Here is a 23,968-nt window from a genome sequence, read left to right as displayed (position 1 = left end):
TCGATGAATGTTGTCGATGCGGGGCTGCGGCGGGCCGGCCTTCCCGGTTTGTGGCTGGCTTGCCTGATGGTGCTGGGCCTGTGGTTCGCGACGGGGGCCGGTGCGCAGACCGTGGCGCCGGCGGTCGCGGCGACCGCCCGTACGGCCAGCCTGCCATCCAGCATTCCGGTCATGCGCGAAGCGACGGAGGATGACGGGGCGCGTGGTGCAGGTGTCGGATCGCTCGGCATCGCGGCCGTATTGGTCCTCGTGGCGGCTGCGGTGTACGTGGCGCGAAAGAAGACGCGCACCGTGGCGCCGCCTTCCGAACTCGCGCGCTCGTCCTGCATGCGGCTCACGCCTCGCCACAGCCTGCATGTCGTGGAGTGGGAAGGCCGCCGCCTCCTCGTGGGATGCAGCGAGCAAACCATCTGTCTCGTGGCCGAGTCGCCGCGCGTGCCCGCCGCGGAAGAATCGGCATGAGATTCAGGTCTGCATCGTTGTTGCTGGGTGTGATGCTGCTAGGCGCCGCGGCCCAGGCGGCGGCGCCCGCTGCGGCACCGAGCGTCGCGACCGCCGAAACTTCGCAGGCATTGCGCGTGGTGCTGGGCCTGACCGTGCTGGCCGTCCTGCCGGCGCTGATGGTTTGCCTCACCAGCTTCCTGCGCATCATCGTCGTACTGTCGATGTTGCGCCACGCCATCGGCATGAACGAGACGCCGCCCAATACCGTCCTGATCGGACTGGCCCTGTTCCTCACGTTGTTCACCATGTCGCCGGTGCTTCAGACGCTCGGCCAGGATGCGTTCGAGCCCTTCATGGCGGGCAAGCTCTCGGTCGAGGAGGGCTACCAGAAGGGCGTCGGTCCGCTGCGCGAATTCATGGTCCGGCAGACCCGCGAGGCCGACCTTGCATTGATGGTGGAACTTTCGAACGCGCCGGTACCGGCATCGATGGACGACATCGGCAATGTGCAGCTCATTCCCGCCTTCATGCTGTCGGAGCTGCGCTCGGCATTCCAGATCGGCTTCGTGATCTTCCTGCCGTTCCTGCTCATCGACCTGATCGTCTCCAGCATTCTGATGGCGCTGGGAATGATGATGATGCCGCCGACCACCATCGCGCTGCCGCTGAAGATCCTGATGTTCATCCTGGTCGACGGCTGGAGCCTGGTGCTCAAGGCACTCGTGGGCAGCTTTCACTAAGTGACGCGCGATGTCTTGCGAAGAATCGGCACCGCTGTGGGTTTGCTGGAGGGAGGAGGGCGATGCGGCCGCCCGCGAGCGCCTCATCTGCCTGCATCTGCCCTACGCGCGCATGCTCGCGGCCACGCTCTTTGCCCGGCGCACGCACGGCGGTGTCGAGTTCGGCGACTACCTGCAGCTTGCGCGCATCGGCCTCATGGAGGCGGTCGATCGCTTCGATCCGGCGCAGGGCGCCAGCTTCAGGACTTATGCCTCCAAGCGCATCCAGGGCGCGATGCTCAACGGCCTGGTCCGGTTGACGGAGAAGAACCAGCAGAGCAATGTCATGGCCCTTCTTCGACAGGAGCGGCTGGAGGTCGTGAAGGAGGCCGCAACGGATGCCGCTGGCGCGTCGGCCTCGTCTGCCGACCCGGACGCCTTGTTTCGCTATCTGGCGGACGTTGGCATTGGCCTTGCGATCGGCGTCCTGCTGGAAGACACGGGCATGATCGATGCGGATGCCTTCGAGAGCGATGCGCGCATGCCTTCGCCCGAAGTGAGTTATTTCCGCAAGACCGAGATCCTGCGACTCCGCGAGGCCCTGCGCGACATGGTCGACCAGCTGCCGGTGCAGCAGAAGAAGGTGATCGCCTGCCACTATCTGCAGGAGATGCCCTTCGAACACATCGCGCGCCTCCTGCGTGTTACGCGCGCACGCGTCGCGCAATTGCACCGGCAGGGCCTGTCGCGGTTGCGCGAGTTGCTCGGCAAGGACGCGCATTGCGACGTCTCGTGGTGACCTTTCCTGTCGTCCTTCAACCAGTATCCTTTGCTCTTCATGACCCAGCCGACGCCATCCCCCGTTGCCGCCCGTCAACGCCTTGACCGGCTCGACGGTTTCCTGCGCGAAGACCCCTCGAACAACAGCCTGCTGATCGACGCTTTCGAAACCGCGTTGGCATGCGGGGAGTGGGAGCGCGCCAGGTTCCATCTGCAGCATGGAGATTCATTGGGTACCGAGCCGCTCGCGTGGCGTCTGCGCGAGGGCGACTACTGGCTCGCGCAGCAGCGCTACGACGAAGCGCAGCGTGTGCTGGAGGCCCTGGCGCGAACGCCGAACCCGCCCGCGGGATTTGCCGAAGTACTGCTTCACAACCGTGCCTTCATCGATTTGCGCCGCGGCCGCCATGCGGAATGCATCGCCCGGCTTGCGCCCTCGCTGGAGACATCGGCCGATGGTCGAGACGGCGTCGTTCGGCATCCGGCGACCGCAGCGCGCGCGTTGCAGCAACTGTGGCTGCGTGCGCTGCACCTCCAAGGCGATCTCGACCGCGCCATCGCCTGGGCGAAGGAGGCGGAGAGGCAGAACGGGCTCGATCCGCAGGCCGCGGGGGTCGCCAGCCTCATCGCCATCGATGCAGCTGATTTCGTTGCGGCGAAGCGCTGGTCGGTCGCCAGTCTCCAAGCGGGAAACCCCGCGGACCATCCGCCCGAAGCCTTCGTGACGCAGGCTTCTCTTGCACTGGCGGCGCGCGATACCAGGCACGCGGCCCGATTCGCCGATCTCGCACTGCAGCGGCATCCCGACGACGGTCGGGCTTGGTCGACGCGGGGATTTGCCGCACTGTTGGCCGGCGATCTTCAGGTGGCCCATGCGGCCTTCATTCGCGCGCTGGCGGTTCTGGGCAAGCACATCGGCACATGGCACGGCCTGGGATGGACGCAGATCCTTCAAGGCGACTTGCCGGCGGCCCGCGCCAGCTTCGAGGCGGCATTGGCGCTGGACCACAACTTCGCCGAGAGTCACGGCGGGCTGGCAGTCGTCCTGGCGATGCAGCAGATTCTGCAGGAAGCGGAAACGCACGCCGAGACGGCGCTGCGGCTCGACAGGGGCAATTTGTCCGGTCGATATGCCCGTGCGCTGTTGAACGGTGAAGTGAAAGATGCCGAAGATCTTCAGCGCCTCGCCCGACGTCTGCTCGGCGGCCGCGAAGCGCCGCTGGGCGGCGACATGGCTGACTGGCTGCCGAAGCAGCAGGTCGTCGATCCGGAACGCGACAAGTCCTAGCGGCAGGGCGCCGGCATCACATCGGCGAGCAAGAGATCGCCTGCCTCTCGCAATGCCGCTTCGAGCGCGGGATCGCCTTCCATTCGATGCAGCACCGTGTCGACCAGTTGATCGAACCCGTGGTCCTCAGGCCGCCTGCGGCCCAGGGCCTCCACCAGTACCGATTCCAGAAAAATCCGAAAGGCCTTGCGTCGACGTTGCGGATCGTCCGGCGACAACGTCCGCACGCGCAGTGCGGGCGTCCGCTGAATCGTGGCGTCGCCATGGCCGGCGTGCCGCTGTGCAGGATCGCGCCGCGCGGGAACGCGTCGCTGCGCGCCCAACTGCGCGCGAACCGTGGCGGCCAGTTGCGATGGCGGATCAATCATGCAGACGACGCTGGCCGATCAATGCGCGGGGCCACGCTGCCGATAGCCCGCGAGCAGCACGTGCGCTTCGGACTCTGACAACGGCTGGGGCGTGATTTCCGGCCCCGGCACCGAGTTGCGCATCAGGGTGCGGATACCGTCGATGACCTTCTCGATATCGCTCGTCAGCGCGACATTGCCCGTGTTGAGCGCGATGCCCTGCTGGAAATCGTGCAGCGCTTCTTCGAAGCGGTCCTGCGCCAGCGATGCAAAGCCGGCCACGAAATGGGGCAATGGATCGGTATCGGGCAATTGCAGCAGCGGTTGCCAGGTGAGTAGGGCCATGGCCGCGCGGCCCGAGCTGAACTGCAGCAGGCCCAACTGAAAGCGGGCCATGGGCAACCCGGGCGCGAGGCGCGTGGCGTTGGCGAAGGCGGTCTCCGCCGCGCTCATGTCGCCGAGCGCGGCGAATTCCGCACCCAACAGGAACTGAGGCAAGCCGGCCTCGGGTGCCGTGGTGCTTGCCTTCTGGAAGCAGGCGATGGCCCGTTCGGCATCGTCGGCCTGGCTGGCAGCCAAGCCCTCGGCGATCAGGCCATCGAGTGAATTGGATTCGGGCGTTGTCATGACAAGTTATCCATCGTTTTGTGCTTTTGTTAAGAACCCCTCGATCGCGCTGGGTCATTCGCTTAACGATTTCCGAAATCCCTGGATGTATTGCTTGAGAGCCGTGCGTGACGGTTCACCAGATATCAGTAAGGGACGGAATAAAAATGGTAGCAATCGTCAGCGGCAACAGCCTGGGCCTGAGCCTGACCTCCTTCGCCACCCTGGGCCAGCGCGGCGTCATCGACACCGCGGCACAGGGCCGCAACGGCGAGCAATCCTTCGTCAATGTGGCCACCGGCAACCTGGTGCTGCAGGACTGCGACGACACCCTCATGGGCCGGGGCCTAGATTTCACGGCCTTGCGCACGTACAACAGCCAGGGCCTGATGAACGACGACAACGCCGACAACTGGCTCGTCGGTGTGGCCGCGCAGCGCATCGAACTGTCGGGCATCGTCGGAACCGCAGGCAGTTCGGTCACCGTCACCGGACGCGATGGCGCCCGATCCATCTACCACTGGGATGCCGCCCGCAGGCTGTATGTCGGCACCGCCGGCGCGGGCGCGTTCAACACGGTGAGCTACGACCCCGCTGCCGCCCAGTTCGTATGGACCGATGGCAACACGGGCGTCGTGGAGCGCTATCAATCGACAGGCCAGGGCCACCTGGTGTCCTCGCAAGACCCGAACGGCAACACCCTCACGTACAGCTACAACCGAAATGGCACCCTGCAGAAGGCCGCCGACGCCAACGGCGAGACCACCTTGTTCGACTACACGGGAGTGAGCCTCACGCAGATCCGCACGGTCTCGGGCGGCGTCGCCACGACCACCGTGCGCTACGGCTACGACGCGCAGAACCGCCTCGCGAGCGTCACCGTGGACCTGTCTCCCGAGGACGGTTCGATCGACGACGGCAACGTCTACCTCACCACCTACACGTACGACGGGGCGAGCACGCGCATTGCGAGCATCACCCAGAGCGATGGCAGCTCGCTGGCCTTCACCTATGTGCAGTCCGGCGGCGTCTGCAAGGTCGCCAGCGTCACCGATGCGCTCGGAGCGGTCACCCGCTACAGCTACGACACGACGGCCAACACCACCACCGTCACCGACCCGCTAGGTGCGCAGTCGATCTTCCGCTATGACGCCCAAGGCCAGTTGCTGGAGGTGCGCGAGGGTGCGACGGCTGCCCACCCCGAGGGCCTGACCCGCACGAACTTCACCTATGACGACCAAGGCAATGTCACGAGCACCACGGATGGCGCCGGCAACACCACCGTCTTCGGCTACGACGCTCAAGGCAACCAGGTCTTGCAGCGCGACGCCGCGGGCAACGCCATCACGCGCACGTTCAACGAGCGCAATCAACTGTTGACCGAGACCGTCCATGCGGCACCGGACCCCGATGGGGCGGGGTCTGCTCAACCTTCGTTGCCCCTTACCACGCGCTACATCTACGACGCTGCTGCAAAAAATCAGCTGCGCTTCGCCATCAGCGCCGAGGGCCGTGGGGTCGAGTACCGTTATGACAGCCATGGCGAGCTGGTGACCACCATCGAGTACGCCGGCCAGACCTACCCCACCGCCGGGCTGGGCGCGACGCAGGTCCCCACCGAGGCGCAGTTCGTCATCTGGACCGGGCTCCAGGACAAGACCAAGACCCTGCGCACCGACCTGGCGTACGACGCGCTCGGGCAGCTGAAATCCAGGACCACCTACGCCCAGGTAGGCACCGACGGGCTCGGCGTCGTCGGCACGGGATCGATCACGCAGTACGTCTTTGACCGCCGAGGCCTCCTGATTCAGGAGATCGCGCCGGACTATGTCGGGGTCACGACCTACGCGTACGACGGACTGGGCCGCCTGCTCGCGGTCACGCGCCCGTCGCTGGATGGGGTGACGCCGAACACGACGATCACAAGTCATGACGACGCCAACGGCAGGACCACCCTCACGCTCGCCAACGGCTTGGTGACCACCCAGGCCTTCGACAAGGCTGGGCGGCTCGTGAGCGTGACGCAATCGAGCGTGGGCACCGGAGTTCTGGGCACCACCCGCTACGTTTACGACGCTGACGGTCACCTGCTCATGGTGGAGGACCCGACGGGCGCGCGGCGCTTCATGCTCTACGACGAAGCCGGCCGCAAGGTCGCCGATATCGATCCCACGGGGGCGGTGACCGAATACCTCTACGGCGCGGATGGCCAGTTGCGCGAAACGATCGCCTATGCCACCGCGATCGACACCGCCCCGCTTTCCACCGGCGGCTCGCCGCTGGACTTGGCGGCCAACCTGGCAGCTGTAAGGCCCGAGGCCACTGCGCAGGACCAGAAACTCTGGCGTCTCTACGACGCGGCCGGCCGCCTCTCCTTCGAGGTCGATGCGCTCGGCTACGTGACGCAAACGAGCTACGACGGCGCCTCGCGCGTCACCTCGGTGACGCAGTTTGCCAAGCCACTGACCGCGATCCAGCTGGACCAGCTCGACACCGGCGCCGCCCTCCAGCTCGTCCCCATCGTCGACACAATCGCCGACCCCGCCAACGACCGCACCACCACCTCGCTCTACGACGGCGACAACCGCCTGATCGGGGTCATCGACGGCGAAGACTACCTCACCGAATACCTGTACGACGCCGCAGGCCGGTTGGTCGAGACCGTCTTCTACACCGCCCGGTGCGCCTTCAACAGCGCCGCGCAGCGCACCGCTGCCATGGCAGTCGCCCGCGCGAGTCATGACCTCGCAAGCGTGCGACCCGCTCCCGCCTACAACGCCACCCCCCTTCACGTCTACAACTTCTACGACGCCCGGGGGCAACTGGTCGGGCAGATGGATGCGGACCGCTATGTCACGGAGAACTTCTACGACACGCGCGGCAATGTCGTGAAGACCATCCGCTATGCGCGCCCCGGCTATCAGGGGTATCTCGTCGCGGGTGTTGCCCCGACGCTGGAGGGCGTGCGCCTGCTCAATCCAGGGCAGGACCAGATCGTCACCCAGACCTGGGACGCGGCCGGCCAGCTCGTCTCGCGTACCAACGCCGAAGGAACGGTAACGCGATTCGTCTACGACAGCGTGGGCCAACTGGTGGAGACCACCACGGCGCTGGGCACCAGCGACGAGCGCACGTCCAAGCTGCGCTACGACCTCCAGGGGCGCCTGATCGGCGAACTCGACGGCCGCGGCAGTCTGGCGGTCGGCGCCTCTTCGAGCCTGGCCGACTGGGCGGCGAACGGCACCACCCACAGCTTCGACGCGGCGGGCCGCCTCGCAAGCAGCACGGACGCCAACGGCAATCGGACCCTCTTCTTCTACGACGCGGTGGGGCGCCTGAGCTACACCGTCAACGCGATGGGCGAGGTGAGGGAGAGCCGCTACAACGCCCTGGGCCAGCTGGCCGACGAGGTGACCTACGGCACGCGCATCGATGTCGCGGTGCTCGCGACCACCAGTCCCGGCGGTCTGGTAACGGCCACCATCACAGGCGCCATCGCCGCGATCGCCGACGCGAGCAAGGACAGCCATGTCCTTCGCCGCTACAACGCTACCGGCACCGAGGCCAGCAGAACCGACCCGCTGGGCCATGTGACGAGCTACTCCTACAACGCGTTCCGCGAGGCCGTCGAGAGCAGCCAGGCGCTGGCGAGCGGCTACGTCGTCGTCGACACCGCCACATTCGATCGCCGCGGCCTGCAGATCCGCTCCATCCGGGATGTCTCGGGCACCAACGTCGAGCAGTACAGCCTGTACGATGCCTTTGGGCGACTGATCGAAACCCGCAACGCCTACGGTCGGGTGAGCCAGCAGTCCTACGACGCGCGCGGCAACCTCGTGGGGAGTGCCAACGGAGTCGGGGCGATTCGACGCACCACCTTCGACGCCCTTGGCAGGGTGGGCCGCTATAGCGACGCGTTGACCAGCGCTAGTGGCTATACCTACTCCTATGGCTACGACACCGCCCAGCGCAGCGTGAGGGTCTACCGGGGAGGGGGGGTGGAGGTCTCGACGACGGTGCATAACCGCGAGGGCCAGATCCAGGTCGAGATCGATGAGTGCGGCAACGCCACGAACCACAGCTACGACCTGAGCGGCAACCGCGTCGAGACCCAGGACGCGCTTGGCGGCAAGACCACCAGCACCTACGACAAGGCCAACCGCCTCACCGCCACCACCGACGCCAACGGCGTGGTCACCACCTACGCCTACGATGCGGCCAACCGCCTTGTGAGTTCGACGATCGACCCGGGCGGGTTGGACCTCACGACCCGCTACGAGTACGACGCCAAGGGCCAGCGCGTGAGCGTCACCGACCCCAGGGGCGTGGTCACCACGATCGAGTTCGACCTCGCCGGCCAGGTCGTGCGCCAGACCGAGGACGCGGGGGGCCTCAACCTGGAGACCGTCTACACCCACGACACCAATGGCACGGTGCTCACCGTGACCGACCCGAACGGCACGCTCACGCGCTACACCTACGACGGCGCGGGACAGCGCGTGAAGGAGCAGGTCGATCCGCTCGGCCTGAACCTCACGCGCAGCTACGTCTACGACAAGGCGGGCAACGTCGTGAAGGCGGTGGACGCCAACGGCAACGCGACGCTCTATGTGTACGACCAGGCCAACCAGTTGATCTACACCATCGATGCGCTGGGCTACGTCAAGGAGAACACCTATAACGCCGAAGGCTGGTTGACGCGGGAGACTTCGTACCCGGCGCCGCTGTCCGTGCAGACCCTGGCCAGCCTGGGCGCCACGGTAAGCTCCGCGCTCAACTTCCAGCACAACTACCTGCCGGCGCTCGGCACGGCAAGCGTCACGCAAAGGCGCGACTATGACTATGCCGGGCGCCTGACCTACACGATCGACGGCGAAGGCCGGGTCACCGGCTACACCTACGACGCTGCGGGCAATGTGTACCAGATCACCTCGTACGCCAACCGGGTCGATCCCACCACCCCGCCCGTGCTCAACCCGACCGTGGACACCGAGATCGTGGTCCGCGATCGCGCGCGCGACGAGGTCGTGTGGTTCTACTACGACGCGCTGAACCGGCTGGAATCCAAGGTCGACGCCACGGGCGCCGTCACGCGCTACATCTACGACGCCAACAGCAACCTGATCGAGACGCGGACCTACGCCGCGGTCGTCAGCGCCGCGGACATGGCGAATTACGTCTGGCGGGGCAAGATGCCGGAGGTGACCGCCGACGCGACGCTCGATCAGCGCGTGCGCACCGTCTTCGATCACGCGAACCGTCCGGTCTGGCGCGTGGATGGCGCCGGGAATGTGACGGGCTTCGCCTATGACGCCGTGGGCAATGTGATCGAGGAGCGCCACTATGCGACGCCGCTCACGCCCGCGCAGCTCGCGGCCTGGGACGGCAAGAGCGCCCCCCCGGTGGCGACCGACGACGCGCGCGACGCCGATGTGCGCACAGTCTATGACGCGGTCAACCGCCAGACCTGGCGCATCGACGGTGCGGGCTCGGTCGTGTACTCCCAGTACGACAACAACGGCAACCTGATCGACCAGCGCGCCTTCGCCCATGCCGTGGCGCCCGGCACGCCCGCAGACGCCCAAGCGCTCGCCCTGGCCACGGCGGGCCTGATCGACGATGCCCGCGACCGCCACCTGCGCTATGTCTACGACGCGGTGAACCGCGCCACCTGGAGCGTCGAAGGCGGCGCAGGGGGCACGGGGGCCGTGGTGCACGTCCAGTACGACGCCAACGGCAATGTGGTGGACCGGCGCGCCTACGCGAATGTGGTTTCCCTGCCTCCGGTTCTTGACGCAGCCTCGCTGGCGGCGGCGACGGCCGCCAGCGTCGACGACGTGCGCGACGTTCACACGCGCAGCGCCTACGACATCACGAACCGCGTCGCCTGGCAGGCCGATGGCACCGGGGCGGTCACGGGCTTCGCCTACGACGGCTTTGGCAATCTCGTGCGCACGGTCCAGTACGCCACGGCTATCGCGCCCGATGCGGCCCCCTCCAGCGTGGTGGCGAGTGCCAACGATCGCATCACCGCCATGGCCTATGACGCGTCGCGACGGCTCACCTTCGTGGTCGATGCGCTGGGCGGCGTCACGCGCACCGTCTACGACGTCTTCGGCAACGTGACGCAACGCATCGCCTACGCCAACCCGGTCGCCGCGCCTGGTGCGCAGACCACCTACACCGACGCGGCCCTGCAGGGCATGGTGAGTGCCAACCCGAGCGCGGACCGGGTGCAGCGCTACGCCTACGATCATTCCAATCGCCTGGTCTTCTCGATCGACGCCCAGGGCGGCGTGGTCGAGTCCACCTATGACGGCTTTGGCAACGTCGTGCGCACGACCGCCTATGCCCGAGCGGTGGACCCTGAGACCCTTGCGAACCTGAGCGCCACGGCAGACGCCGCCGAGGTGCGCATGCGCATCGTGAACAGCAACGTGGCGGACGCGGCCAATGACCGTATCACCCAGCGCGCCTTCGACGATGCGCGGCAACTGGTCTACGAGGTCGACGCGTTGGGCTACGTCACGCGCCTCGAGCGCGACGGCCTGGGCCAAGTCATCTCCACCACCCGCTACGCGCTGGCGATTCCCGCCACCACGGCCGGCACGGTGGCGGGCATCGCCGCGGCCATCCGCACGAACACGAACGATCGCACGACGAGTCAGACCTTCGACGCCGCCGGGCGCGTCCTCTCCAGCACCGACGCCATGGGATTCGTCGAATCCTGGAGCTACGACGCGGTGGGCAACAGGCTCTCGTACACCAACGCGAGCGGCTCGGTGTGGACTTACAGCTACGACAGCGCCGGGCGCATGACGACGGAATGGGCGCCGCCAGTGGCGTTGACCACGGTCGTCCCCGGCGCCGACGGCAAGCTCGCGGTAGACGAGGCGGCGAGCGGTGCAGCCAGCATCGTGACAGCTCTCGCCTACGACAGCCTGGGCAACCTCCTGAGCCGCACCGAGGCGCAGGGCCGCCCCGAGGAGCGCACCACGAGCTACGTCTACGACGCGCTGGGCCGCCAGGTGAAAGTGATCTATCCCCCAGTGGGCGTGTACGACGCGGCGGCGGACGCGAGCACCCCTCAGACTCTGTACACCGAGACCACCTACGACGCGCTCGGCAACGCCATCGCCAACCGCGACATCGGCGGCAACTTCAGCTACAAGACCTACGACCTGCTAGGCCAGGTGGTCTTCGACGTCGATGCGCTCGGCTACGTCACCGGCTACCAGCGCAACGCCTTCGGCGAGGTGAGCGATCTCGCGCGCCACGGCACGGCCACGACGCTCGCGCTGTCCAGGCCCGCGAGCCTGCAGACCGCGCAGGTGCGGGGCGCCCTCGATGCGCAGACCCGGGCCGAGCGTGCCGCCAACCGCACGCTGCATACCCGGTATGACCGCCTGGGCCGCGCCATCGAGGTGGTCGAGTCCACCGGCTTCGTGTTCGACAGCAGCCTCACTGCCGAGCAGCAGTACGGCTCGGGCGCGAAGACCACCCGCAACACGTTCAGCACCTTCGGCGACCTGGTGCAGGTCGCGCAACTCAAGGGCAAGGATGTCGCGGGCGCTGACATCTGGACGCTCACCACGCATGCCTTCGACAAGCGTGGCCAGGAAGTCGCCAGCATCGACGCGCTCGGCTATGTGACGACCCAGGCCTTCGACGCCGCGGGCAACATGGTCGATCGCATGGAGTACGCCAAGGCAGCAACGGGATGGGCGGGGACGAGCACGCTCGGGGGCTGGACGGGCCAGGCCAATCCGACCGACGTGCCGACGATGCCGACGCCGCTGATTGATCTCGTCAACGACCGCCACACCGGCATCACCTTCGACCTCGCCAACCGCAAGACCAGCGAGATCCGCTTCAACGTCGAGTTCAGCACCGCGTCCAACGGCACCAGCCAGCGTGGCAACCTGACGACGAGCTACGGGTACGACGCGGTGGGCAATTTGACGCGCACGACCGATGCTGCGGGCGCTTCGACCTACAGCTACTACGATGCCCTGGGCCGTGTCACGGCGGTGGTGGAACCCACGCGCACCAGCACCGAGACCGGCGAGGCCCTCGCGCCGCTGACCGTTTACCGGCGAGATGCGTACGGCAACGTGGTCCTGAAGACCGAATACGCCAATGGCGCCTCGATGGTGCCGGGCCTGGAGGGCACCCCCCTCGACCCGCGGTCCGCGCCGCAGCCCACGGTGGTCGTCGCGCCCAACCCGGAAATCGAGCACCTCACACAAGCCGCTCAAGGCTACTCCGACTACGGCGTGACCGGCTACATCTCTCTCGCGCCTTTCGAGGGCGGAGTCCCTCTGTATCGACTCTCTCAGGGCACCCAGCACTACTACACGGGCTCGGCGCAACTGCGTGACCTCAAGGTGGGCGAAGGCTTCACGGACGAGGGCATCGTCGGCTACACCGCTGCCGCGGGAACCCCTGGCACCCGAAGCCTGGTGCGCTTGGTGAAGTTCGACCCCAACCTGGGCACCCTCTACACCCTCGTGTCCGACCCCGCCGAATTTGCCTTGCTGGTCGGGGGTGGTTGGGTCGCCGACATCCTCGCCCCCGATGGTGGAAACGCAGGCTGGGTTGCGCAAGGACCGGACGCCACGCTGGGCGAACCCCTGAAGCACCTGGCCAACCTCAGCCCGTTCGTGGGCGACAACATCTTCGTGACCGGCAATACCGTGCAGGTGCTGCCGCCCGACCTCGCCGCCGTTGTGCGCTCCGACCGAGAGAGCTTCGCCCAGTACGACAGCCTGGGCCATGTCGTCCAGAGCACCGACGCCTCCGGCGCCAACCACTACAGCGCCTACAACGCCCAAGGTTTGTTGACCAAGGAGTGGCAAAGCGTCAGCAGCGAGGACGGCGCGCAGACCCTGCGGCGCGACTACCGTTATGACGCCCTGGGCCACCAGACCCATGTGCTGGACCACGGCGTCGATACCGAGCTCAAGTACAACGCCTTCGGCGAACTCATTGCGAAGTTCGTCAACGATGAGCAGGGCGAATACTTCGACTACGACAACGCCGGACGCCTGTGGCGCACCAACGCCGGGGACGGCGTCGACAAGATCGCGCTCTACGACCTGCAAGGCCGCCAGACCGGCGAGATCCGCAGCGCAGGCACCAGCCGCGCCGACCTCGACCTGCGCCAGATCGGGAGTGCCCAGGCCGCCGCGCAGCTCGCCGACGTGCGCCGCACCGACACCACCTACGACCTGCTGGGCCGCGTCGTCAGCCAAGCGCTGCCCGAGCGGCTGGAGACCCATGGCGGCGCGACAGTGCGCAACGACACGCTCACGAGTCGCATCAACGCCGACTCGGTCCGGCTTGACTGGCCGGGCTTCCTGGCCGGCCTCGGCAGCGGCGACGTGGAGGTCACGCTGGGCTATGCCATCGGTGACGGGACGGTCCGGAACGAAACCCAGCGCTTCGACGCCAACCAGGCGGCCAACGGGGTGACGCTGGCTTTGAGTGGGGTTCAACAGATCACCCACGTCACGGTGCGCAAGAAAGACTCGTTCGGCAACTGGCAGGTCATGCTCGATCGCGATGGCGCGCACGCCTCGGGCGGCTCGATCGGCCAGAGCGTCGCGATTGCGGCACCGGCGGCGGCGGTCGGCCCCGCACCGGGCGCCCAGGTGATCATGCAGGTGCGCGCCGCCGGCAGTCCCGGCGACAGTGGCTGGAGCACCGTCGCGCTCACGAACTTCGGCGACAGCCTGCGCTACGACGCCACGGGCCTCGCGCGCGGCGACTACGAATACAAGGTCACCACGATGGTGCCCGGGCAGGCCGACCAAGTGACCGCGAGCGGTCTCCTGAGCGTGACGCCGCTGCCCCTGGGCAACATCAACGTCGCGATGGGCGTCAATCCGGGCGCGCAGACCTTCGAGTGGCAGGGCCCGGGCGCCGGCGACATCCAGGTCCTGCGCCTGCGCCTGGCTGGTTCCGCCGATACGTGGGTGGAGCAGCGCATCGACCACCCCGCCGGCAACGAGTGGAGCGCAGTCAACCTCGCGGGTCTGGCGGGTGGCCTGTACGAATACGAGTTGCTCTGGAGCCACCCGGGCGACCCCGGCCCCTACGCGCATGCCACCGGGCAGATCAGCAAGGTCGCGGGTACTCCCGACCAGTACGTGCCCGGCACCCCGGGCACCCCCGCCGTGGGCGTACCGACCATCGGCGACATCACGGTGGTAGGGAACGGGGACGGGAGCTACTCGCTGCGAGTGCCCGAGCCGCCCTCAGGTATCGCCACGCTCGTCATTGCGTCGATCAACGCCTACCCTCCCTTGAGCGCGTTCATGGAGACGCAGTCTTTCTTCGGGTACGCCTATGCGTCCTTCGACGCCGGGCGAGGCTTGATGGGCGGCTATGCCTACGCTCCCGGCGACTATGAGGTCACCTACGCCTACTGCCCCGTGCCGGGGGCGGATGCGACGCAACTATGGAAGGCCCGCATCACCATTCACGAGGATCGCAGCGTCACGATGGAAGTGATTGCGCTGCCCTACGACCCCGGCACGCCGGAGATTCCGGGCTACACCATCCCCGGCGACCCCGCGCAGTACGCCCAGGCCGCCACCGACCGGGGCGCCTACGCCGTGAGCCAGGACCCGATGGCGAGCGGCCGGCTGATCAGCCAGGTCGCGGACATCAACGGTGTGAACGGCTACCAGCGCCCGGTTGTGAACCAGAACGTCGACCGCTGGGGCAACGTGATCGCCATCAGCGACCCGCGCTCGGCCGACTGGGTGACCACCTACCGCTACAACGCCAACAACCAGCTCATCGAGCAGGTGCAGGTCGGCGGCATCGTCACCAGCATCTACCACGATGAGATGGGCCGCCAAGTGGCGGTAAGGGATGCCAACGGGAACGTGAACGGCAACGTCTACGACGCCGGGGGCAACCTCGTTCAGGAGCTGCACGCCGACGGCGGCGTGGTGAGCCACGCCTATGACGCCTTCGGCAACAAGGTCCTCACCATCGACGCGGAGCACAACCCCACCTGGTACCTGCAGGACAAACTCAACCGCCTGATCCGCACCACCCGGGCCAACGGCGTCCAGGAGAGCCAGACCTGGGACGAGGCCGGGCGGCTGGTCGCCACCACCAACGGCAATGGCGAGACCATCCGCTACGCCTACGACCTGCGCGGCAACCTCGTTCGCACCACGCTGGCGATGGGGCAGACCACCGAGTTCGCCTACGACGCGCTCAACCGCAAGATCTCGGAGACCGATGCCAACGGCAACACCGCGACCTGGACGTATGACTACTTCGGTCAACTGAAGGACCATACCGACATCGGCGGGGCGAGCTACACGTATGCCTACGACAACGCGCGCCAGCTCACCACGCAGATCAACACACGCGGCCAGCAGCAGGCGTTTGAGTACGACGCGGCGGGACAGCTCATCCACATCAGGGAGAAGGTGGTCAACGACACCTTCAGGGACACGTTCTACCGCTACGACCTCGCGGGCCGCCACATCCGCGAGACGACCGTGCAGGATGAGGTGACCTACCAGGACAACTTCATCGCCTACGACGCGCTCGGGCGTATGCGCTGGATCGCGGATGCGCGCGCGGCGATCACCATCGACTACGACGCAGTGGGCAAMCGCACGCACATCCACACCCACGTCAACGATCTCGTCGCCGAGGACACCGATCGGTATTACCAATACGACGCGATGAACCGCCAGACGGTGGTSGATGCGGTGGATGCGGCCGGCAACCTCGGTGCCACGGGCCATCGGCTCACCTACGACGCGAACGGCAATCGAACCAGCGATACCCACAACGGCCTGCGTTTGGTGGAAGCCGGCGGGCCGGGCAGCGGCCTGTGGGCSGCSCAGGCGGGCGAGACCCAGGAGGTCTACGGCTATGACGCGCTGGGACGCCTGGAGACCACCGATCGCGATGGCGTGAGAGTRGACCGTCGGACCTACGATGCGGCGAATCGGGTCATCTCCAGCGGGCCGGAGGCGCTGCCTGCGGCGTACATGGCGCTGCATCGCATGCACATGGGCACCACGGGCAACGACCCGCTGCAGGGGCGCCGCAACGAGTACGACGCCAACGGCYGGCTCAGGCACCAGGACACCTTCGAGTACGGCGTGTCGCTCACCGGCGTGAACTACGACTAYGACGACGTGGGGAACGTCGTGAAGACGCTGGCGGTGCCGGTGGAAGCGGATCCGGAGAAACGGGCCTTCACCACGACGACGTACGAGTTGACGCGCTTCGAGGGCTATCAGGTCGTCAACAGCGTCAGCGCGACGCGCAAGACCGCCGACGAATACGACGTCCCGCAGTCGCTCGCGGGCCTGGCCTATGCCTACGACGTCAACGGCCACCTGATCTCCACCGGCGACGCCGGCCAGATCACGMGTCCGACCCTGCGCACGCACAACTTCGTGAACGACGCCGCAGGCAACGCGCTGTACGCCTCCTACTCGGCCGAAGGTGCCGGGCAGCATGAGCACGCCCAGCGCCAGCTGGTGGTCAACGGCGAGGTGCTCGGACGCTATGGCGAGGTGGCGGACCAGCGCTTCGAGGGCTTCCCGATTCCGCAATTCAAGGGCGAGGCGCAGTTCAGCTTCGGCTACCAGCCCATCAACGGGAGCTACCCGGCGGGCAGTCCGGGCACCTATGCGGTGGCTGCCGGGGACACGCTCAAGAGCATCGCCAAGGGGGCCTATGGGGATGCGAGCCTGTGGTACCTGATCGCGGACGCGAACGGGCTCTCCAGCGACGCGGACCTGAGGACGGGCCAGGTGCTGACGATTCCCACGCGGGTCTCGAGTGCCAACAACGCGAGCACCTTCAAGCCTTACGACCCGACGAAGATCGCCAACGACACGCCCACCATGCTGGCCATGCCGCAGGACAAGGGCGGCTGCGGGGGGATCGGGCAAGTCCTTGTGGCGGTAATTGCCGTGGTCATTGCGGTCTACACCGGGGGCATCGGTGGCGCCATTCTGGGAAATGTCGTGAGCCAGGGCGTCGGCATGGCGATTGGTGTGCAAGACGAGTTCAGCTGGAAGTCGGTTGCTCTGACAGCGGTCAGCGCCGGCGTGAGCCAGGGCTTGGGGGCCAGCGGGTTCGAAGGCGCCGTGAGCCGGGCGACCAACGACACTGTCGGCAGGATCGCCACCCAGGCGCTGGGTAGCGCAGTGACGCAAGGCATCGCGATGGCGATCGGACTGCAGTCGAGCTTCGATTGGCGCGGGGTGGCTGCGGCCGGCATCGGTGCGGGCGTGGGCCAGGCCATTGGCGAAGCGCTGGGCAACTCGAACGCCTTCGCGGGCTTGGACGCGGCGGCCCGGCGAACTGCCATCGGCGCAGTGTCGGCGTTTGCGGGCAGTGTGACGACGGCGGCCATGCGGGGTGGAAGAATCAGTGCGATCCAGGTCGCCGTGGACGTCTTTGGCAACGTGGTCGGGTCGTCGCTCGCAGCAGCCAACGGGCAGCAGACGCAAGGCGTCGGGCCTTGGTCGGATGCGGGCTACGAAAACGGCGCCGACGTGCAGGACAGCATCGCCGCTGCCAACCGGGGCGGCGCGGGTGCGCAGCTGTTCAACGAGCCGGATTGGAGCCGCGTGTCGGGCTCTGCGGGGTATGCCTACGGTCTCGGCGGCAACGGCATCACGGACCGGCAAGGCAATGCAGCGGCCAAGGGCGAGCACAGCGCCTCGCTGGAGCGCGTGGCGGGCTCTGAACTTGGCAAGGAGCCGGGAGCCTCGAACGAGGATGCCTTCGTCGGCGAGATGAACTCCCAGCGCGACCTCAATATGTCAGTGTCGCGTCGGGCGGCCAACGTGGCCTACAACGGTGATTCGGCGATGGCGTCGTACCAGCTCCTTGGTGGTGGGCCGGGCGGCATCATGAACGTCACGCCGTTGAATGCGGGTGCAGGCGGCGCGGGCAACTCGCCAGGAGCGGGACGCTCCTACATCGGCGCCGATGGCGAGGGGTGGCTACCAGAGGTGACTGTCAGCGCCAACGCAGCCGAAACCGCCGCCCCGTGGCAGCCTGCGCCGGTGTCGAGTTGGGACGCGTTCGAGCAAGCATGGCGCGGGGATAGCTGGAGCGTGCTTGAACACGGCACGCAGCCCAAGCCGTTTGCCTACGGGCTGGGCGGCGGGACGCGAACTGTGGTCGATAGCCTGACCGGCGCTGGCGCGTTCAACCAGGCGCGGCAAGCCTTCGCCAACGGGCAGAACACGCGCGGCGTGATCTACGGCATGCAGGGCATTGGTGAGGCTGGCTTGACGGCGATGACGCTCGGGCAATATGCCCTGGCCAAGACGGCAGTCATGGGTGCGATCGGCGCGCGCGGGTCAGCTGGCGCCATCGATGCAACGGCTTCTGCCTATTCACGCCTCTCACAGCCGGGTGGCCTAGCTGCCACGGAAGGTAGCCAAGTCTTGCGGCCTAACGGCACACTAAGTGCCGCGAGCCATCCTTTGGCTAAGCACGGTCCCGATGTCACGAATCAATACCTATACGATCGTGTGGCGACTGAGCTATCGGTGAACAATCGCACAGGTCTCAGAACAGCCTTTAATGATCGGGTTCAAATGGAGGCGGCAATCGACAAGACGTTCAGCATTCGCCAGCAGGACATCAACTCATGGCTTGCTGGAAAACCGAGGGCAGGTGTTCCCCAGGCATTCGAGGCGGACGTAGGCATGGGAAATCTTGGCCGTGGCTATGAAGTAACTAGTAGGGGTGGCCCGATCGCGCCGATCAGCCAACCTATGCCAGGCGTCAACCTAGTGTTGATGCCTGACGGCCGAGGCAGGTTCTTCATTCACACTGCGCACCCTATCAAATGAGATCCCAGATGACTCACCAAGAAGCTTCATGGCGCGCTGATCTTCAGCAACTGTTCGCGGCTTCCGTAAATCAGCAGACCTTGGAAGAGGCGGCTGAATTGATGGTGTCCGTGAGCGCTACAGAGCCGAACTACCACGCGGAATGTTTGACACTGCTCGACGCTGGCATCGATGCCGCTATGGCCCATGACGAAGCCGTCATCCCGATCATTAACAAGAGTGGGTATCAAGTAGTCTCAACAGCGGAGGCTGCTGAGTTGCTACAGGAATTCAAGGCGATCTACCTGAAAGAGTTCGATCGCGTGACGGGGAAGAACGCGTAGCACGTGGCTCGTGTCCTGTCCGCATAACCGCATCGCTTTGGCGTTGCCCCTGGATGGCGATTTTTGCGGCGTTCAGTTCAAGCTGACCGCCGCGAAGTGCCGTTCCAGGCAGTTTGGATCATGTTCAACGCATGCGACGTGCTTGATCCCGTCCTGCTTGGACACCCTTCGTCGACCGTCCGCTTTGCCTGCTTCCATTTCTTCGACCTCAACATCGAACGTGATGACCCACCATCCGGCCATCGAGCGCCTGCGCCCGGCGCCCCTTGCCTTCAGCAGCTGGGTGGGGGACGCCCGCGCGGCCATCACGATCGACTATGACTTGGCGGGCAACCGCACGCACATCCACACCCATGTGAACGACATCGTCGGCTCGGAAAGCGACAGCATCTACCAGTACGACGCGATGAATCGCCAGAAGGCGATCGACACGGTCGAGGTGGCAAACGGGGTCGCCTCATTCGAAAGTCACCGCCTGACCTACAACGCCAACGCCAACGCCAACGGCAACGGCAACGGCAACGGCAACCGCAAGAGCGACACCCACAACGGCTCGACGGAGACGTAAGAGTACGACGCGCTCAACCGCCTGCGCGACACCTGGCGCGACGGCGTGCGCGTGGACCATCGGGAGTACGACAACGCGAACCGCGTCACCCAGAGCGGCAGCGCGAGCGAAGGCCGCTTCAACGAATACGCCGCCAATGGCCGCCTCAAGATCCAGCAAGTCCTGGAGCCCAACAAGACGCACACCCTCGTGGAGTACACCTACGACGACGTGGGCAATGTGAAGAGCTATCGCGCGGCCGATCTGGTGGGTCAAACGATCTCCATGACCGAGAACACGCTGCGCGTGGGCGAGGGCTACCAGATCAGCGAGAGCGTGACCACGGGCCAGAGCGCAGGAGCCCTGGTCTACAAGTACGACGTCAACGACCGCCTGTGGAGCACCGGCGACCCCGGCCAGGTCATCGCCCCCGGCTTGCGCATCCACGACTACGTCAGCGATGCGGCGGGCAACGTGCTGTACGCCTACTACACCGACGAGAGCCACCAGCAGCGCAACAACGCGCAGCGGCAATTGATCGTCAACGGCGAGGTGCTCGGGCGCTACGGCGACGTGGCGGGCGAGCGCATCCTTGACGGGCGGTTGCCGACCTTCTCGCCGCAGGTGGACTTCAGCTTCGGCTACCAGCCCATCGATGGGAACTACCCGGCGGGCAGTCCCGGCACCTACGCGGTGGGCGCGGGCGACACGCTGCAGACCATCGCCAAGGGGGCCTATGGGGACGCGAGCCTCTGGTACCTGATCGCGGAGGCCAACGGGCTTGGCAGCAGCGCGGACCTGCGAGTGGGCCAGATGCTGACGATCCCGACGCGGGTAACGAGCGCGAACAACGCGAGCACCTTCAAGCCCTACGACCCGTCGAGGATCGTTAACGACACCCCGACCATGCTGGCCGCGCCGGGCAACCAGGGCGGGTGCGGGGGAATCGGACAGGTCCTTGTGGCAGTGATCGTGGTCGTGGTGGCGGTAGTCAGCCAGCAGTACTGGTTGGCGAACTACGGCACAGCGATTGGTGCGACAACTGCGGGTCCGGCCGTCCTGAGCGGCGCCGGAGCGACAGCGGGGGTCGCCGCTGGCACTGCCACGTGGACTACCGGGTCGCTGCTCGCGGCAGGTGCTGTGGGCGGCGCGGTCGGATCGGTTGCAGGCCAGGCTGTTGGCAACGCTCTCGGTGTGCAAGATGGCTTTAGCTGGAAGCAGGTCGCTCTCAGTGCAGTGGGCGCGGGCGTCACCGCTGGGCTGGGTGGCAGCGGCCTCGTCAACACCGGAAATGTGGTGGGCGATGCGGTCATTCGCGGCGCTGTTGCCAACGCAGCGACGCAAGGCATCGCGGTGGCGACCGGGCTGCAGTCGAGCTTTAGCTGGAAGTCCGTCGCGGCCTCGGCGGTGAGCGCTGGTGCGGCGCGGGGCCTGAACGCCGCCCTCGATTACAACCCGGCAGTCTCAGGCTTCGATCTCGGCAAGAGTCTCGTGACCGGCATCGGCGGCAGCCTCGTCGGCCAGGCGGTGCGCGGCGGCAGGATTGACGCGGCGACGGTCGCCACTGACGCGTTTGGCAATGTGTTGGGGGACAGCCTCGCAGCGGCGAATGGGCAGAAGGCGCAGGGCGTCGGGCCTTGGTCGGATGCGGACTACGAAAACGGCTCCGACGTGCAGGACAGCATCGCGGCAGCCAACCGGGGCGGCGCGGGCGCGCGGGTGTTCAACGAGCCGGATTGGAGCCGCGTGCCGGGCTCTGCGGGGTATGCGTACGGTCTCGGCGACAACGGCATCACGGACTGGCAAGGCAATGCAGCGGCCAAGGGCGAGCACAGCGCCTCGCTGGAGCGCGTGGCGGGCTCTGAACTTGGCAAGGAGCCGGGCGCCTCGAACGAGGATGCCTTCGTCGGCGAGATGAACGCCCAGCGCGACCTCAACATGTCGGTGGCGCGTCGGGCGGCCAACACGGCCTACAACGGCGACTCAGCGATAGCGTCGTACCAGTTGCTTGGCGGTGGGCCAGGCGGGATCACGAACGTCAAGCCGTTGAATTCAGGTGCTGGCGATCGCTGGTATCCCGATGCTGAGGGCTTAGGGGGAACAGTGGTTGGCCAACGCATGACAGCGGCCGAGATGGCGGCGTTTGATGCACTTGATGCGCAGACATCGAGCCCGCAGAGCTTTGGCGAGTTCGTCAACCCGAGCGGTCAACCTGCCTACAACGCGAACTGGCAGGCGGACCTCATTCGGAACACGCTCGACAATGCGATGGCACATCAAGCTCGCGAAAACAGCGCACCGGTGCCTATGGCGCCTAGCCCGGCGGCGTATCCGAGATCTGTTTCAACGTCGAGTCGCGGCAGTCTGAACTACGAGTCGATCAGCGGCGCTGCAGGAAGATCCGGCGCAGTGATCGGTGCGATTGACAACGCTGGAACGGCCGTCGGTAAGGCATCCGCTATCGCTATCCTTCAAAGGGCCGGATCATTGCACATCGATCGCATGGCTCAGATTGGGAGGGCTGCTGAACTTTCGGGCGCGATGAATGCGGTCAGCTCAGCCTCGAAATCTGGCCAAGCGATGGCCCGTACAGCACGAGTGACGAAGGGATTGGGCCCTCTGGGATTTGTCGCCGGCGCTGCAGAAATTTCGGCCGATGTTGCCGGTGCTCCGGTGAACCAAAGAGTGGAGACGTTTGCTTCGTCTACGACAAGCGCTGCCGTGGGAGGCGTCGCAGTGCTGGGGGCGGCCCAGTTGGGTGCGAGCTTAGGGCTGGCGGTGACTTTCGGTAACCCGATCGGAGGGGTGATTGGCGGCGGATTGTTCGGAATCGGTGCAGCTTTAGGCTATGAATTTGGCGGTGGATCTAATGCTGTAAAGGGCTTTGTTAAGGATGAATTACTGGAATTCAATGGGAAAAACAAATAAATCAAGGCAGTCAATTTATGCATGGATCGCCGGCACGATGATTGCGTTTGTGCTGGCTCCGCTGCTTGCGACGAATTCGATGAGCATTCCTTTTGTATATAGAGAAAAGTGGCTTTTCTTTACAATTCTTGCTTATTTTCAATTGGGTCTATTGAGTGGCTACTTGCTGGTACGAGTGGTTCCAAGCGGCTTTTGGAATCGACTTCCAAAGCGTGAACGCTGGGGAGCCGTTGGTGGTCTTGTGATTGGGCCGCTGCTGCTGTCTTATCTCTTGCTCTTGCTATTCCCGTTAGTGGGAAACAGCCTCGCCGTTGAAGTCGTCGACAGGAGCTTTACCTATGTTTCGTCAAAGCCGTACGCAGGAACATCGCGTGGCCTCGTTCAACTAGAGCTTCTGGACAGTGGGGGCGCTAGCCACTGGGTGGTGTTCACGAAAGAGCGCGCAGAGAAGTTGGCCATGAAATGCGGCGATATCTTGGTAGCACGGGGCAGAAACTCATTTATCGGATATGTGATCGACGGTGAAGCCAAGACACGCGAAAGTGCCGAACCGTGCTTGCGCGACCGGCAGCCCTGAATGTGCTGCCCACATGCACACATGACCTTTGCGTTGCCGCCGGATGGCGGCGCTTCTGTTGTAGAGCCACGGGCCATACCGACATCGGACGAGTTGCACCTGCGACAACGCCCGTCAGCTGATTGCGCAGAGCAGTCGCAACCAGGATGGTGAGCTTCGACAGAACCAGCGCTTCGACTACGACGCGGCCGGCCAGCTTGTGCACATCAAGGAAGTGGTGAACCCTGGCGTCTTCAGAGACACGTTCTACCGCTACGACCTCGCGGGCCGCCACATCCGCGAGACCACCGTGCAGGATGAGGTGACCTACCAGGACAACTTCATCGCCTACGACGCGCTCGGGCGTATGCGCTGGATCGCGGATGCGCGCGCGGCGATCACCATCGACTACGACGCAGTGGGCAAACGCACGCACATCCACACCCACGTCAACGATCTCGTCGCCGAGGACACCGATCGGTATTACCAATACGACGCGATGAACCGCCAGACGGTGGTCGATGCGGTGGATGCGGCCGGCAACCTCGGTGCCACGGGCCATCGGC

At 65.8% G+C, this 23,968-nt stretch carries 12 protein-coding genes; 10 read left to right on the top strand and 2 right to left on the bottom strand.

The genetic code is table 11. From position 1 onward, the window contains the following. Positions 1-3: 3 nt before the first annotated feature. From AC1DN9_RS02165 to AC1DN9_RS02150, 4 genes are read left to right on the top strand one after another with little or no spacing between them, the layout of a single operon-like run. On the top strand, positions 4-462 hold the full coding sequence (locus AC1DN9_RS02165) for a flagellar biosynthetic protein FliO (RefSeq protein ID WP_478096854.1): 459 nt from the start codon (positions 4-6) through the stop codon (positions 460-462). Then, positions 459-1,184, top strand: coding sequence for a flagellar type III secretion system pore protein FliP (gene fliP / locus AC1DN9_RS02160; protein WP_478096852.1), 726 nt, complete (start codon positions 459-461; stop codon positions 1,182-1,184). The genes AC1DN9_RS02165 and fliP overlap by 4 nt, the downstream gene beginning before the upstream one ends. Before the next feature lie 10 nt (positions 1,185-1,194). Continuing rightward, the gene (locus AC1DN9_RS02155) at positions 1,195-1,962 is read left to right on the top strand and encodes a sigma-70 family RNA polymerase sigma factor (RefSeq protein WP_478096850.1); all 768 of its coding nucleotides are present in this window, start codon (positions 1,195-1,197) and stop codon (positions 1,960-1,962) included. 39 nt (positions 1,963-2,001) lie between these two features. After that, positions 2,002-3,231 (top strand): tetratricopeptide repeat protein, encoded by a 1,230-nt coding sequence (locus AC1DN9_RS02150; protein ID WP_478096848.1) that lies wholly within the window; start codon positions 2,002-2,004, stop codon positions 3,229-3,231. Here the strand turns inward: AC1DN9_RS02150 and AC1DN9_RS02145 are convergent. Further along, complete coding sequence (locus AC1DN9_RS02145) at positions 3,228-3,599, bottom strand: hypothetical protein (RefSeq protein ID WP_478096846.1); 372 nt, start codon at positions 3,597-3,599, stop codon at positions 3,228-3,230. The genes AC1DN9_RS02150 and AC1DN9_RS02145 overlap by 4 nt on opposite strands. An 18-nt stretch (positions 3,600-3,617) precedes the next feature. Next, a complete protein-coding gene (locus tag AC1DN9_RS02140; protein WP_478096844.1) occupies positions 3,618-4,205 on the bottom strand; it encodes a tetratricopeptide repeat protein in 588 nt (195 codons plus the stop codon). A 146-nt stretch (positions 4,206-4,351) separates the two neighbouring features. On the opposite strand from AC1DN9_RS02140, the gene AC1DN9_RS02135 reads away from it, so the two are divergent. The 6 genes from AC1DN9_RS02135 to AC1DN9_RS02110 all read left to right on the top strand — a co-directional run. Beyond that, positions 4,352-19,048, top strand: coding sequence for a LysM peptidoglycan-binding domain-containing protein (locus AC1DN9_RS02135; RefSeq protein WP_478096842.1), 14,697 nt, complete (start codon positions 4,352-4,354; stop codon positions 19,046-19,048). Positions 19,049-19,056: 8 nt separating this feature from the next. After that, positions 19,057-19,371 (top strand): hypothetical protein, encoded by a 315-nt coding sequence (locus AC1DN9_RS02130; RefSeq protein ID WP_478096840.1) that lies wholly within the window; start codon positions 19,057-19,059, stop codon positions 19,369-19,371. Between the two features lie 223 nt (positions 19,372-19,594). Then, on the top strand, positions 19,595-19,939 hold the full coding sequence (locus AC1DN9_RS02125; RefSeq protein WP_478096838.1) for a hypothetical protein: 345 nt from the start codon (positions 19,595-19,597) through the stop codon (positions 19,937-19,939). Between the two features lie 51 nt (positions 19,940-19,990). Continuing rightward, the gene (locus tag AC1DN9_RS02120) at positions 19,991-22,846 is read left to right on the top strand and encodes a LysM peptidoglycan-binding domain-containing protein (RefSeq protein WP_478096836.1); all 2,856 of its coding nucleotides are present in this window, start codon (positions 19,991-19,993) and stop codon (positions 22,844-22,846) included. Next, positions 22,830-23,423 carry a hypothetical protein gene (locus AC1DN9_RS02115; protein ID WP_478096834.1) on the top strand — a complete coding sequence of 198 codons (594 nt, stop codon included), beginning with the start codon at positions 22,830-22,832 and terminating at the stop codon, positions 23,421-23,423. Before AC1DN9_RS02120 ends, AC1DN9_RS02115 begins: the two co-directional genes overlap by 17 nt. Positions 23,424-23,640: 217 nt before the next feature. Further along, positions 23,641-23,968: hypothetical protein (locus AC1DN9_RS02110; protein WP_478096833.1), on the top strand; the 328-nt coding region annotated here is incomplete at its 3' end.

Source organism: Variovorax sp. 05L425, assembly GCF_056397705.1.
This window is presented reverse-complemented; position numbering and strand designations above follow the sequence as displayed.